The organism is Maribacter algicola, from assembly GCF_003933245.1.
Taxonomy (GTDB): domain Bacteria; phylum Bacteroidota; class Bacteroidia; order Flavobacteriales; family Flavobacteriaceae; genus Maribacter; species Maribacter algicola.
The window spans coordinates 340,685-353,811 of the sequence record NZ_QUSX01000002.1; the positions used below are offsets into that span (position 1 = coordinate 340,685).

Sequence of the window (13,127 nt, forward strand, 5' to 3'; positions counted from 1 at the left end):
CTTTAAGTCCACCATTAGCGACCTCCCTTATTTTGACGGTATTGCTTGATCAACTGCCGTTTAAAGTCCTCTTCGGAGCGCATTAATAACAAGGTCTTTTTTGCAGAAATTACCTTACTGATCTTATTTAGGAAATTCTTTTCCAGTTCTTCTTCCTCTTCCTCTATTTTAAGATAGGACGACAATAAATTTTGGGCCTCTTCCTCGTTTAGACTTCCTACGTCCTTTAGTTTGCTTTTGATTTCTACCCATTGTTTATGGCGTAGTTCATGTCTTTCTTTCTCATACTCATTGTAAACGGGCCAGAAATCCTGTGCCTCTTGGCTGGAAAGTTCCAAGTGTTCCGTTAAGTAGGCTACCTTAAGAGCCTTAATCTTTTCCCTCGATTTGTCTTGGGCAAAAGTTGCGGTCGTAAACAATATCAATACGGCTATGAGTAGTCTATTCATTGTTTTTTAAATTTAATTCTTCAAAATCCTCTACGTTTTCATTGAGATAATCCAAAAGGTTATCCTCTGTCAATTGCGGTTGTACAAAGTCATTAATTTCATAAGTGTCAACAGGGAGTACTTCAGCAATTTCATCACTTGATAGACCTAGTTCGGTATCTTCAAAATAGGCTTCAATTTCAGAATTGGCCAAATCCGTAAAACTCAAGGTGTCGTCATTGTTCCAATTAATGCCAACGGCTAAAACCAAAAGGGCTGCAATGGCGGCGGCGATAGCCAAAAACTTCTTATAGGAATACAGTGGGATAACTTTGGGCGACGATTTCTCCTGTTCTATAATGGCCGTCAATTGTGCCTGCAATTGCTCAAAATAAGATTCAGGAACACTGAAACCATCGTTTTTAGGAATACCTGAGTCCTCTTTAAAGATCCTGTCTTTAAGTTTATCCTCAAAGCTATTAAAATAGCCTTTGGGGATATTGAACGAATTTTTATCTGTATTCTTACTTTTCATCGTATTACTATGACTCCCAATTGTTTAAATGGTTTAATCTTCTTTGAGAAAACTTTCAATCTTTTTTACCGCCAAATGGTACGAAGCTTTTAATCCGCCTACCGATGTATCCAAGATTTCCGATATTTCAGCATACTTTAGTTCTTCAAAATACTTCATATTGAAAATCAGTTTTTGTTTTTCCGGTAGGGTAGCAATGGCCCTTTGTAGCTTTAACTGAATTTCATCCCCTTCAAAATATACATCGGCCTGCAAATTTTGTACCATGCGTTCTTGATATTCCCCATCCGAAACTCCCAGTTTGAGACTTTTTTGTTTTAAAAAACTAAGGGCTTCATTGGTGGCTATTCTATACATCCAGGAAAACAGCTTACTCTCGCCTTTAAATCCCTCAATATTGCGATACACTTTAATGAAGGTATTTTGCAATACATCGTCAGCATCATCATGGTTCAAGACAATTCTTCGGATGTGCCAATATAGCCGTTCCTTGTAGTTGCTTACAAGCGTTTCAAAGGCGGTGGACTGCGTCTCCTTTGCCTTTAATTCCTTTATTAAGGTTTCTTCTGCAATCAACCGAATTTGTTTTGTTTGGTAATTGGACTACTAATTTATGAAAAGGTTTAGTTTGTTAGGAGTTAGGAGTTAGGAGTTAGGAGTTAGGGGTTAAGTGAAATAGTGAGATGGTGTTTAAGTGAAAAATGAAAAGTGAAAATTGAGAAATGAAAAATGTAGATTTTATCAACAACCAACAACCAACAACCAACAACCAACAACCAACAACCAACAACCAACAACCATTAACCCAGCGACTGCATTTCGACCAACTTATTGTACGTCCCCTTTTTGCTTAAAAGTTGCTCATGGGTACCTTGCTCCACGATTTCTCCTTTGTTCAATACTACAATAGTGTTAGCGTTCTGGATGGTGGAAAGTCGGTGTGCAATTACGATGGAAGTTCTGTTCTTCATCATTTTTTCCAAAGCGTCCTGCACCAAGCGTTCGCTCTCGGTATCCAAGGCGGATGTTGCCTCGTCCAAAATCATAATGGGCGGATTCTTCAATACGGCCCTAGCGATGGAAAGGCGTTGCTTTTGTCCTCCACTCAATTTGTTACCACTGTCCCCAATGTTTGTTTCGTATCCTTGGGGCAGTTCCATTATAAAATCGTGGGCATTGGCTATTTTTGCGGCTTCAGCAATTTCTTCGTCCGATGCATTTTCTTTTCCCAAGCCAATGTTGTTTTTCACCGTGTCATTGAATAATATGGAGTCTTGTGTAACGAGTCCCATCAACCCTCTCAATGATTTTTTGGAAAGGTCTTTTATGTTGATGCCATCAATGTTAATATCCCCTTCGTTTACGTCATAAAACCTGGTCACTAAATTGGCAATGGTACTTTTCCCACTACCGGATTGTCCCACTAGGGCAACCGTGGAACCTTTGGGTACGGTAAGGTCAAAGTTCTTCAATATATATTCGTCTTCATATTTGAAGGATATATTTTTTAGATTGATTTCTTGATTAAAATCGGTCTTAACAACCGGGGTTTCTATTTCAGAAATTGGATTTTCAGTTTCCAATATTTCCAAGACACGCTCTGCGGCGGCATTTCCTTTTTTGACGCCGTAGGAAGCTTTGCTGATAGCCTTTGCGGGAGTAAGAATATTGTAGGCCAAACCCATATATGCAATAAAGGAGGAGGCATCCAAAGTCTTGTCTATCAATACCATTTTACCCCCAAACCAAAGTAGTACGCCAATAACCAAAATACCCAGAAACTCACCGGTTGGGGAAGCTAAATTTTGTCGATTTAGTAAGGAATTACTAAAGTTGAAAAAACGTTGGGTTGAACTGGAAAAAGTTTTATAGAACCTGGATTCCGAGTTAAACGCCTTAATCACTCGCAATCCTCCCAAGGTTTCTTCGATTATTGACAAAAACTCCCCTTGCTCCCGCTGTACGTTATCCGATTGTCGTTTTAAGGATTTACCAATTTTAGAAATGATCATACCTGCAATCGGAATGAAAATAAACACGAACAGGGTAAGTTTAAAGCTAATACCGAACATAATCAGGATGGTAAAAAGAATCGTAAGTGGTTCACGTACGATCAACTCCAAAATGGATAGGAAGGAATGCTGAATTTCCAAAACATCCGAAGTTATCCTTGCAATGACATCACCTTTTCTTTTTTCGGAATAATAGGAGATAGGTAGTTCCACCACTTTTTCGTACATCCTATTTCTAATATCCTTCAAAACACCATTTCTCAAGAAGGTAATAAAGAACATCGCCAAGTAATTAAAAAGATTCTTGAAAAGAAAAAGAATCAATACCAGCCCAATTACCAGTACCAAACCCTTCATTTCATCATCCCCGGAATAGGCGGTTACTCTATAATTGATATATTCCTGGAGGTAATCCTTTAAATGACCTAAATCCTCATATTTAGGCGCTTCAAAGACTTGTTTGGTCTTATCGAAAAGAACATCCAACATGGGAATCAACGCCGCAAAGGAAAGGGCACTGAAGAGGGCATATAGTACGTTGAAAAAAATATTCAGATATCCGTATTTGCGATATGGTTTCGCAAAGCGAAGAATCTTTTTGAAATAATCCATTAACCTAAATTAAGCTCGCTTACAATGCTTTTGATTTTTGCATCCAACTGAGCGGAAACAGCTTTAAAGTTTTCTGCTTTGTCTAACCTTGTGTTCGTACTGATATAAAATTTCACCTTGGGTTCCGTACCACTAGGTCTTGCGGCAATGCGGGTACCATCTTCGGTTTCATATATCAATACGTTGGATTTTGGAATGTCTATCGCTTTCTCTTCCCCCGTCAATACATTTTTGGCCATGGATGTGTTGTAATCCTCTATCCATTTGACCTTGGATCCTGCAACGGATTCCACAGGATTTTCCTTAAAGTCCTTTAACATCTGCTTGATTTCTTCAGCACCACTCATTCCCTTTTTGGTAAGGGATATTAGGTGTTCCTTGTAAAATCCATAATCTACGTAGCAATCAATCAGGTCTTTAAAAAAGGAACTGCCATTGGCTTTCGCTTGGGTAGCAATTTCACAGGCCAATAGGGTGGAAGTAACGGCATCCTTGTCCCGTACAAAATCGCCTACCATGTAGCCGAAACTTTCTTCCCCGCCACCAAGAAATTCGGATTCCGGAAAATCCTTTATCATCTTACCGATCCATTTAAATCCGGTCAAGGAGGTCTTATATTCAACACCATAGGCATCTGCCATGGCCTTTACCATGGGAGTGGATACTATGGTTGTGGCCGTGAACTCATTTCCTTTAAAACCTTGTTTTTTTCTATTCTCCAAGAGAAACTTGGTCATCATGACCATGGCTTGGTTTCCATTAACGATTTGCATCTCGCCGTCCAAATTACGAACCGCTATGCCCAATCTATCACTATCAGGGTCGGTACCTACCACCATGTCCGCACCAATTTCCTCAGCCTTTTTTATGGCCATGGATAATGCTTCGGGTTCTTCTGGGTTGGGCGATTGTACCGTTGGAAAGGAACCATCCGGTTTGGCCTGTTCCTCAATAATAGTTACATTTTCATACCCAGCTCTTTTTAATACTTCCGGAATAGCTGTTATGGATGTTCCATGAAGTGAGGTAAAGACAATTTTAAAGTCATTTTTGCCTTTTGCGTTGACACTTCCATTTTTCACCGATGCTTCAAAAAAAGCTTCGTCCACCTCCTTGTCAATGATCTTGATAAGGCTTTCGTTGGCCTTAAAGTTGATGTCCTCAAAACTGAGACTATTGATTTCAGCAATGATTTCACCATCCTGAGGGGGGACAATTTGTCCGCCATCCGTCCAATATACCTTATACCCGTTGTATTCTGGTGGATTATGGGATGCGGTGAGTACGATACCGGCATGACATTTTAGATGCCTTACCGCAAATGATAATTCCGGCGTGGTACGTAGTTCCGAAAATAGATTCACATGGATTCCGTTCGCCGAAAAAACTTCGGCGACCGTTCTGGCCAATGTATCGCTATTATGCCGGCAATCGTACGCAATGACCACTTTAATATCCTCCCCTTCATAAACTTTTTTCAAATAATTACTTAGTCCCTGCGTGCTTTTGCCAAGAGTATATTTGTTAATGCGATTGGTTCCAACGCCCATGACGCCTCTCATACCACCAGTTCCAAATTCCATATTTTTATAAAAACGGTCCTTTAGCTCCTCGGTGTCATTGTCGATAAGGTGCTGTATTTCTTCCTTCACCTTCGGGTCAAAAAAGTCTGTGAGCCAACTTTTGGCGGTATCAAGGATCTTATCCATGTATAATTTTTTTAATTGTGATATCTAAATTTACAAAGAATATTGTGTTTGTTCCGTGTTCAAATTCAATTCTTCGGAAATATGGTAACGCGGTTCATTTCTTTTGGATCGTGTAATGATTTCCCCTATAAATCCGGCCAAGAACAACTGGGTGCCAATGACCATGGATACCAGTGAAATATAGAATTCCGGCCTATCCGTAATCAATCGACCATAGGGGTTTAAAAAAAGTTTATCGATTCCTAAATAGAGGGCGAAACCGAAACCTATAATGAACATCAAAACTCCCAAGGCGCCGAAAAGATGCATGGGGCGTTTTCCAAAACGGGAAACGAACCAAATGGTGATCAAATCCAAAAAGCCATTAATAAAACGTTCCATACCAAATTTGGTCTTTCCGTATTTTCTGGCCTGGTGCTTTACTACTTTTTCTCCGATTTTATTGAACCCTGCATTTTTTGCCAAAACTGGGATGTATCGGTGCATTTCACCCGATACTTCTATGTTTTTTATTACCGATTTGTTGTAGGCCTTCAATCCGCAATTGAAATCATGTAGTTTTACGCCTGATGTTTTTTTTGCAGCCCAGTTAAAAAGTTTGGAAGGTAGGTTTTTAAATATAAGGGAGTCGTAGCGTTTCTTTTTCCAACCAGAGATTAAATCGTATTCCTTGGATTGAATAAGTTGGTATAATTCTGGAATTTCCTCTGGATTGTCCTGCAAATCCGCGTCCATGGTGATGACGACATCCCCTTTAGCAGCCTTAAATCCTGCATGTAGCGCTTGTGATTTCCCGAAGTTTTTAAGAAACCGAATTCCTTTAACATGGGAATTTAGTTCTGAAAGTTGCGAAATAATATTCCAAGATTCGTCCGTGCTACCATCATCAACGAATAGTATTTCATAAGAAAAATGATTGGATTGCATCACGGATACAATCCAATCATGAAGTTCTTTGAGGGATTCTTCCTCGTTCAGTAAGGGAATAACTATGGATAGTTGCATTGATTACTTCAGGAATTCCCTTCAAAAATACAAATTAGTTCTATTCTTCCTGTTTTTTTAGAATAAGCCCGGAAATAAGCGAGATTATAAAACCAAAAAAGAGACTAAATACAAGTCCAAAAACTATTTGCATCGTTGGAGTCGAGAATTTTTTGCCCATTTCCATTTGAGCGTCTATCTGTTCTGGAGTCATTGAGGTGGTCTCCGTTAGTTGATTTCTTTGAAATTCCATTGCCTTATTCATCATATCAGGATCAATTACATTGGCCATCAATTGATTAAAAATAATTCCAATAATTCCGGCTATGAGGCTAACCCCAACACCTACTTTAAGGGCTTGGGCAAAGGACATAAAACCACCATTTGCCTTTTTAAATTGAATCATGGCCAAGACTATACCGGCAATTGAAAGGGCTAAGCTGATTAACATAACCGCGATGCCTCCTTGGTAATGCATATCCGCAGAATAAAGCATAATACCAAAGATTATGCTTATACCTCCAAGTATGGCGCCATAGGTTAAGGCAAACTGCCCAGTTTTTGGTTTATTTTCTTCCATTGTTTTTAAGTTTTAAAAGTTGATTACGTTATAAGTATATTGGCAAATAAAAATGTTACAGAAAAGCTACAATTTATTTTCTGTTTTTTCTAATTAATAAATTGGCAATTCTAATAAATTGACTAAATTTGCACCCTTAAAATAAGTGCCCGTTGGAATGGGTACGGTAAAGATTTTAAAAATGAGAAAAGGAATACACCCAGAAAATTATAGATTGGTAGCCTTCAAGGACATGTCCAATGACGATGTGTTCATTACCAAATCTACAGCGGATACAAAAGAAACTTTAGAAGTTGATGGCGTTGAATATCCATTGATAAAATTGGAGATTTCAAGAACGTCACATCCATTCTACACAGGAAAGGCCAAATTTTTGGATACGGCTGGTAGAATTGATAAGTTCAAGAACAAATACAAGAAATTCTCTAAATCTGAAACGAAAGAAGAGGAATAGGATTGCTATTATTCTCAATATAATCGACGCCTCCAAAATTTGGAGGCGTTTTTCGTTGGATGCTATCTATTTTTTTAGTCATTTAGACCGGATTGGGGTAGGTTGTCCTAGTCTATTGATTAATTTTGAAAAAAAATATCCATGAACTACATTCTTTTTGATGGTCCGGTCAGGGAACATCTTCTTCCTTTCACATTTACAAGGCCTGTGGCCGAGGTGCGGTTGGGAATCATGACCATAAAGGAAAAATGGGAAGCATATTTAAAAACATCCATTAGTTATAAAACAGAAGATTATCTAAGCATAAAGTTTCCGATGGTCTTGAAGTTAGATAACGTGTTCCTCAATGGAAGTATACTGCCAGATGCTTTTCTCCTTGATCAAGTTAAAGCACTTAAGGAGTCGGAAGTATTGCAAAAAGAGGATATTATCATTGCTTACAGGTCCAACAAAGTGAATGAAAGTAACGACTGGGGTCAGTTCAATGTGGTGGAATATGAAAAGGAACTTTTTCAAATTAGGAACACTTGGGATATTTTTTCTCTAAATGAAAGGGCACTTCAAGAGGATTTTGATTTTTTAACTAAAGGAAGGGAAAGTCAGCCCATTTCCAAAACAAATAGTCTAATTTGTCCGGAACGGATATTTTTGGAAGAAGGGGCCAAGGTGGAGCATAGCATTTTAAACGCCACGGAGGGACCCATTTATATTGGTAGGCATGCGGAAATATGGGAGGGTAGCCTTATCCGTGGCGGATTGGCACTTTGTGACCATGCCATTATTAAAATGGGAGGAAAGCTCTATGGCGCAACGACCATAGGACCCCATTCGAAGGTTTGTGGCGAGGTGAGCAATTCGGTTATTTTTGGATACTCGAGCAAAGGCCACGAAGGATATTTAGGAAATGCGGTACTTGGGGAATGGTGCAATATTGGGGCAGACTCAAATAACTCCAACCTTAAGAACAATTATGCAAAGGTGCGTTTATGGAACTATGCCACGGAAAAGTTTGAGCAGACTGGCTTGCAATTTTGTGGATTGATGATGGGGGACCATAGTAAAACGGCCATTAATACGATGTTTAACACGGGTACGGTCATCGGTGTGAATTCTAATATATATGTTCCTGGATTTCCAAGAAATTTTGTGCCAAGTTTTAGTTGGGGAGGTGCCTCCGGGTTTTCCTCCTATTTGCCTGCAAAGGCATTTGAAGCCGCCAAGATTATGATGGCAAGAAGAGGGGTTGAGTTTACCGATGCGGATGCCACTATATTGAACCATGTCTTTGAAATCACTAAAAAGTGGCGCAATTACTGAATATGAATTTGCAGGGATTGGAATTCTGATGTTATGAAAAAAAAGGTCGCATTTTATACGTTGGGCTGTAAGCTTAATTTTTCCGAAACTTCTACCATTGCCAGAAGCTTGGTGAAAGAAGGTTTTGACAGGGTCGGTTTTGATGAAATGGCGGATATGTATGTCATCAATACCTGTTCTGTGACTGAAAATGCCGACAAAAAATTTAAAACCATTGTAAAGCAGGCGCAAAAATCCAACCCTCAGGCATTCATTGCGGCCATTGGCTGTTATGCCCAATTAAAACCGGAAGAACTTATCGCCGTTGATGGTGTGGACCTTGTTCTAGGTGCTACTGAAAAATTCAATATAGCTGATTATGTAAACGACCTGTCCAAGAACGACATGGGAGAAGTACATTCCTGTGAAATTCAGGAAGCCGACTTTTATGTGGGAAGTTACGCGATAGGGGATAGGACTAGGGCATTTTTAAAAGTACAGGATGGTTGCGATTATAAATGTACCTATTGTACCATTCCCTTAGCCAGGGGAATTTCCAGAAGCGATTCGCTAGAAAATGTCTTGAAGAATGCAAAAGAAATTGCAGCACAGGATATTAAGGAAATCGTTTTGACGGGAGTCAATATTGGCGACTACGGTAAAGGAGAGTTTGGTAATAAAAAGCATGAACATACTTTCCTGGATTTAGTTAAGGCCCTGGATACCGTAGATGGTATTCACAGGTTACGGATTTCTTCCATCGAACCGAATCTCTTAAAAAACGAAACGATTGATTTTGTGGCCCAAAGCGATCGTTTTGTACCCCATTTTCATATCCCATTACAAAGTGGTAGCGATGCTTTGTTGAAGTTGATGAAGCGAAGGTACCTCACCAATCTGTATATAGATCGTGTTCAAAAAATAAAAGAGATCATTCCCAATTGTTGTATTGGGGTAGATGTCATTGTTGGGTTTCCAGGGGAGACCGATGAACATTTCTTGGAGACCTATCATTTTTTGAATGAATTGGATATTTCCTATTTACATGTCTTTACCTATTCGGAGAGGGACAATACGGAAGCTGCAAATATGGATGGGGTTGTACCCAAAAAGGTCAGGAACAAACGCAGCAAAATGCTCAGGGCCTTATCGGTTAAAAAAAGAAGGGCATTTTACGAGAGTCAGTTGGGAGCAGAGCTGGAAGTACTTTTTGAAGGGGAGAACAAGGAGGGCTATATCCATGGATTTACTGAAAACTATGTAAAAGTAAAAACGCCTTGGAATCCAAACTTGGTAAATACATTACATAAAATAAAACTTAAGGAAATTGCAGAGGACGGACTTGTAACCATGGAATTTGTTAATTCTCCCGTAATAGCATAAAAAAAGCTCCCGAAAGGAGCTTTAATTAGATTCTGATGCCTACCGGCAACATTTCCTTGTACTGTCTGTTCTTTCGTAAGAATCCCGCTATTTGGGGACTTGTAGGAACCACCCTTAAATTTTGTTCTTGAATGTGGTGGAGAACGGATTTAATAAAGTCTTCCTTGAAACCTTCTAGGTCTATTTCTTCAGGAACTACTAGCTTTGTTAAAAAGACTTTTCTTTCTTGGGAGGAGTACTCAATTTTAGCAAGTTGGCCGTTTACTGTTGCTTCAAATTGGCGCAAGAAAGCATTGTCCTTAATGATAACATTGTTCATATAGTTGAATTTAGTGTTTGGTTTAGGCAAAAAAATTACGACGTTCCCCAATCGTAATTCAATCATACTTCTTTATCTGTTGATGTCTTAAGTTATCAACAACAATTGTTCAAAACTAGCTAAAAATTCCCTAAATTCCTATTTTTATGCCATTTGCTTTTATGCAGGATACAAAGACCCATGTCTATTTTATGCCAGGAATGGCCGCAAGCCATTCCATTTTTGAATTTATTAAACTACCGGAAGAAAAATTCCAGATGCATTTTCTAGATTGGTTTGTTCCTGAAAAAGGGCAGTCGCTAGAATCCTATGCTAAGGAGATGCTGCAGCGAATTGAGCATGTAAATCCTATCCTTTTAGGGGTTTCCTTGGGCGGTATTCTAGTTCAGGAGATGGCCAAGCACCTATCCGTAAAAAAAATAATCATCGTTTCCAGTGTAAAGTTGAAAAGTGAGTTACCTAGACGGATGCTATTTGCGAGATATACCCAGGTACATAAATTACTGCCCACTGGTTTGGTGAACAATGTGGAACTTTTGGCAAAATATGCCTTTGGTGAAACCGTAGTGAAAAGATTGGAGCTTTACGAAAAATACCTTTCTATTAGGGACAAACGATATATCGATTGGTGTATTGATCAAATGGTAAATTGGAATCAAACGAAATACCCTGCTAATCTGGTACATATCCATGGGAATAAAGATGCTGTTTTTCCAATAGCCAATATTAATGATTGTAAAGTATTAAAAAACGGTACACATACTATGATTATCCATAGGGCAAAATGGTTTAATGAGCACCTTCCCACAATTATTTTGGATTAACCTAGTTCTATTTATACCTTTGATTACACTTAAACGGTTTACATATGAAACTCTTAAAGAATATTTTGATGTTTTGCGGTGTCCTTTTTATTGTTGGCACCTTGATTTTTGCAACTACATCCACAGAATTGGTCGGCACGGATAATAAAACTACCATTGCCAACGATACCATTGAAAAAAATGTGGCTGCAGAGTATCGTATCTCATCCATTGATATTCCTTCTGATTTAAATTTTGCCGGAGAATTGGTGCCACAAGAGGACCCGGAAATTATGGAGCGTGTAGATCGTGAATTTTTGGTAAATACATACTGGCAGTCCAATGCATTGCTTTTAATGAAAAGGGCCCATAAGTATTTCCCGGTTATTGAGCCCATCTTGGCTAAAAATGGTATTCCCGATGATTTTAAATATTTGGCGGTTGCAGAAAGCGGGTTGACAAATGTGGTTTCCCCCGCAGGTGCTACAGGATTTTGGCAGATAATGAGGGAAACTGGACGCGAATATGGTCTTGAAGTCAACTCCAATGTAGATGAAAGATATCATTTGGAGAAGTCGACGGAAGTTGCCTGTAGATATCTCAACAGGTGGAAGGAAAAATATGGAAGTTGGTCTTTGACAGCTGCGGCTTACAACGCAGGCCCAGGTTCCATTAATAAATTCATGGGGATTCAGCAAGTAGACAATTATTGGGATTTATTATTAGGGGATGAAACTGGTAGATATGTCTTTAGGATTTTGGCCATTAAAGAAATCTTGTCAAATCCTGAGAAATATGGATTCCATTTAGACGAGGAGGATTACTACACAGCTGTACCTACCTTTACCGTTGAAATTAATGAACCCGTTGCCAGTTTTGCAGATTTTGCCCAGCAATATGAAATCAATTACAAAATCTTGAAACGCCACAATCCATGGCTTCGTGAGCCGCACTTGAACAATAGCTCAGGTAAAAAATATGCCATTGAAATTCCAAACAAAGGATATTATAAGGAAACCAAGTAACGAAGAAACTTTTTAGATTTTCTTCATTTGCTGCTGCATCATTCGAATTTGTTCGGTAAGCATATTGTTCTTGTCCAATTTTTTTGCTTCGTTCAATAAGGTGGTGGCCTCCCTTTTTCTTCGTTTCTGCATGGATATTCCGGCAAGGCTCAATTTGGCCATGGCCACGTCGTAATCCATAGTCAATCCCAACTTAAGAGCTTTTCGAAAGTACTTTTCGGCCTGTGTAAGGTTGGTCTGCGAATATATGATGCCGTGTAGATAATTATAGTACCCCTGTTGTTTGGTAGTCAAGGCACTTTTTGGATTTTTTATTTTGGAGAGCCATTTTTCAGTTCCGGCCAAGTCCTGTTTTCTCATTCTAAGAAAGGCCAGTAGGATAATTTCATTTCTAAAATAAAGAAAGACAAAGATTAGGGACAAAAGGATTAGAAATATCCCATTGCCTATATTTCCCTCTATGAACTGGTATATTGCATACGCTATGATAAGACCTGCAATGACGAGTTTTAAGTTTTTGTTGAACATTGTTAATTTGATTAAAGTACGTTTTGGTTGCCTGTAAAATACAATTTTTAAGGCGGTATACCCATGGAATTTGGTTCGGGCAAAATTAGGGAAAACCTAGCTTTCGGAAAGAATGGATTTATTAAAATTTTTTTTTGTTACTACTTGCCAAAGAAAAAACTCTTTGTATATTTGCACCCGGTTTTATCGATGCATTAAACGGTACTTCAATAAAGACATTCATATAGATTTAAAATATAGGCGATGAGCAAGAGAACATTTCAACCATCTAAGAGAAAGAGAAAAAACAAACACGGTTTCCGTGAGCGTATGGCTTCCGTTAATGGAAGAAAGGTTCTTGCCAGAAGAAGGGCAAAAGGTAGAAAAAAACTAACCGTTTCCTCTGAACCACGTCACAAAAAGTAATGACTTGTAGATAACTTTTAAAAAAAGGTGCTGCTTCTTTAAGTTCAGCACCTT

The 13,127-nt window shown here is 38.8% G+C and carries 15 protein-coding genes; 6 read left to right on the plus strand and 9 right to left on the minus strand.

Annotation, left to right across the window (positions count from 1 at the left end; all coding sequences use genetic code 11):
* Window positions 1-14 precede the first annotated feature (14 nt).
* From DZC72_RS10660 to DZC72_RS10690, 7 genes are all read right to left on the minus strand, one after another.
* The gene (locus DZC72_RS10660; protein ID WP_125222919.1) at window positions 15-449 is read right to left on the minus strand and encodes a hypothetical protein; all 435 of its coding nucleotides are present in this window, start codon (window positions 447-449) and stop codon (window positions 15-17) included.
* Window positions 442-963, minus strand: a complete 522-nt coding sequence (locus DZC72_RS10665; RefSeq protein WP_125222920.1) for a hypothetical protein — start codon at window positions 961-963, stop codon at window positions 442-444. Before DZC72_RS10665 ends, DZC72_RS10660 begins: the two co-directional genes overlap by 8 nt.
* Before the next feature lie 33 nt (window positions 964-996).
* On the minus strand, window positions 997-1,539 hold the full coding sequence (locus tag DZC72_RS10670; RefSeq protein WP_125222921.1) for an RNA polymerase sigma factor: 543 nt from the start codon (window positions 1,537-1,539) through the stop codon (window positions 997-999).
* A 224-nt stretch (window positions 1,540-1,763) separates the two neighbouring features.
* Window positions 1,764-3,587 (minus strand): ABC transporter ATP-binding protein, encoded by a 1,824-nt coding sequence (locus DZC72_RS10675; protein ID WP_125222922.1) that lies wholly within the window; start codon window positions 3,585-3,587, stop codon window positions 1,764-1,766.
* Window positions 3,587-5,296, minus strand: coding sequence for a phospho-sugar mutase (locus DZC72_RS10680; protein WP_125222923.1), 1,710 nt, complete (start codon window positions 5,294-5,296; stop codon window positions 3,587-3,589). The genes DZC72_RS10675 and DZC72_RS10680 overlap by 1 nt, the downstream gene beginning before the upstream one ends.
* A 30-nt stretch (window positions 5,297-5,326) precedes the next feature.
* Window positions 5,327-6,301 (minus strand): glycosyltransferase family 2 protein, encoded by a 975-nt coding sequence (locus tag DZC72_RS10685; RefSeq protein ID WP_125222924.1) that lies wholly within the window; start codon window positions 6,299-6,301, stop codon window positions 5,327-5,329.
* Between the two features lie 40 nt (window positions 6,302-6,341).
* Window positions 6,342-6,860 carry a DUF4199 domain-containing protein gene (locus tag DZC72_RS10690; RefSeq protein WP_125222925.1) on the minus strand — a complete coding sequence of 173 codons (519 nt, stop codon included), beginning with the start codon at window positions 6,858-6,860 and terminating at the stop codon, window positions 6,342-6,344.
* 181 nt (window positions 6,861-7,041) lie between these two features.
* Here DZC72_RS10690 and DZC72_RS10695 point away from each other — a divergent pair, with 181 nt between their 5' ends.
* The 3 genes from DZC72_RS10695 (at window position 7,042) to mtaB (ending at window position 9,993) form a co-directional block, all read left to right on the plus strand.
* On the plus strand, window positions 7,042-7,314 hold the full coding sequence (locus DZC72_RS10695; RefSeq protein WP_125222926.1) for a type B 50S ribosomal protein L31: 273 nt from the start codon (window positions 7,042-7,044) through the stop codon (window positions 7,312-7,314).
* Window positions 7,315-7,455: 141 nt separating this feature from the next.
* Window positions 7,456-8,631 carry a GlmU family protein gene (locus DZC72_RS10700; RefSeq protein WP_125222927.1) on the plus strand — a complete coding sequence of 392 codons (1,176 nt, stop codon included), beginning with the start codon at window positions 7,456-7,458 and terminating at the stop codon, window positions 8,629-8,631.
* A gap of 33 nt (window positions 8,632-8,664) precedes the next feature.
* Entirely contained in the window at window positions 8,665-9,993 is a 1,329-nt protein-coding gene (mtaB, locus tag DZC72_RS10705; protein WP_125222928.1) for a tRNA (N(6)-L-threonylcarbamoyladenosine(37)-C(2))-methylthiotransferase MtaB, read from the plus strand.
* A 25-nt stretch (window positions 9,994-10,018) separates the two neighbouring features.
* Here mtaB and DZC72_RS10710 read toward each other — a convergent pair whose 3' ends face one another.
* Window positions 10,019-10,312, minus strand: coding sequence for a GNAT family N-acetyltransferase (locus DZC72_RS10710; RefSeq protein ID WP_099546469.1), 294 nt, complete (start codon window positions 10,310-10,312; stop codon window positions 10,019-10,021).
* 146 nt (window positions 10,313-10,458) lie between these two features.
* Here DZC72_RS10710 and DZC72_RS10715 point away from each other — a divergent pair, with 146 nt between their 5' ends.
* Window positions 10,459-11,136 carry an alpha/beta fold hydrolase gene (locus DZC72_RS10715; protein WP_394340640.1) on the plus strand — a complete coding sequence of 226 codons (678 nt, stop codon included), beginning with the start codon at window positions 10,459-10,461 and terminating at the stop codon, window positions 11,134-11,136.
* Between the two features lie 44 nt (window positions 11,137-11,180).
* The gene (locus DZC72_RS10720; protein WP_125222929.1) at window positions 11,181-12,140 is read left to right on the plus strand and encodes a lytic transglycosylase domain-containing protein; all 960 of its coding nucleotides are present in this window, start codon (window positions 11,181-11,183) and stop codon (window positions 12,138-12,140) included.
* Between the two features lie 12 nt (window positions 12,141-12,152).
* Here the strand turns inward: DZC72_RS10720 and DZC72_RS10725 are convergent, their stop codons facing one another.
* On the minus strand, window positions 12,153-12,668 hold the full coding sequence (locus DZC72_RS10725) for a DUF2892 domain-containing protein (RefSeq protein ID WP_125222930.1): 516 nt from the start codon (window positions 12,666-12,668) through the stop codon (window positions 12,153-12,155).
* A 243-nt stretch (window positions 12,669-12,911) separates the two neighbouring features.
* On the opposite strand from DZC72_RS10725, the gene rpmH reads away from it, so the two are divergent.
* Window positions 12,912-13,073 (plus strand): 50S ribosomal protein L34, encoded by a 162-nt coding sequence (gene rpmH, locus DZC72_RS10730; protein ID WP_084696363.1) that lies wholly within the window; start codon window positions 12,912-12,914, stop codon window positions 13,071-13,073.
* Window positions 13,074-13,127: the final 54 nt, after the last annotated feature.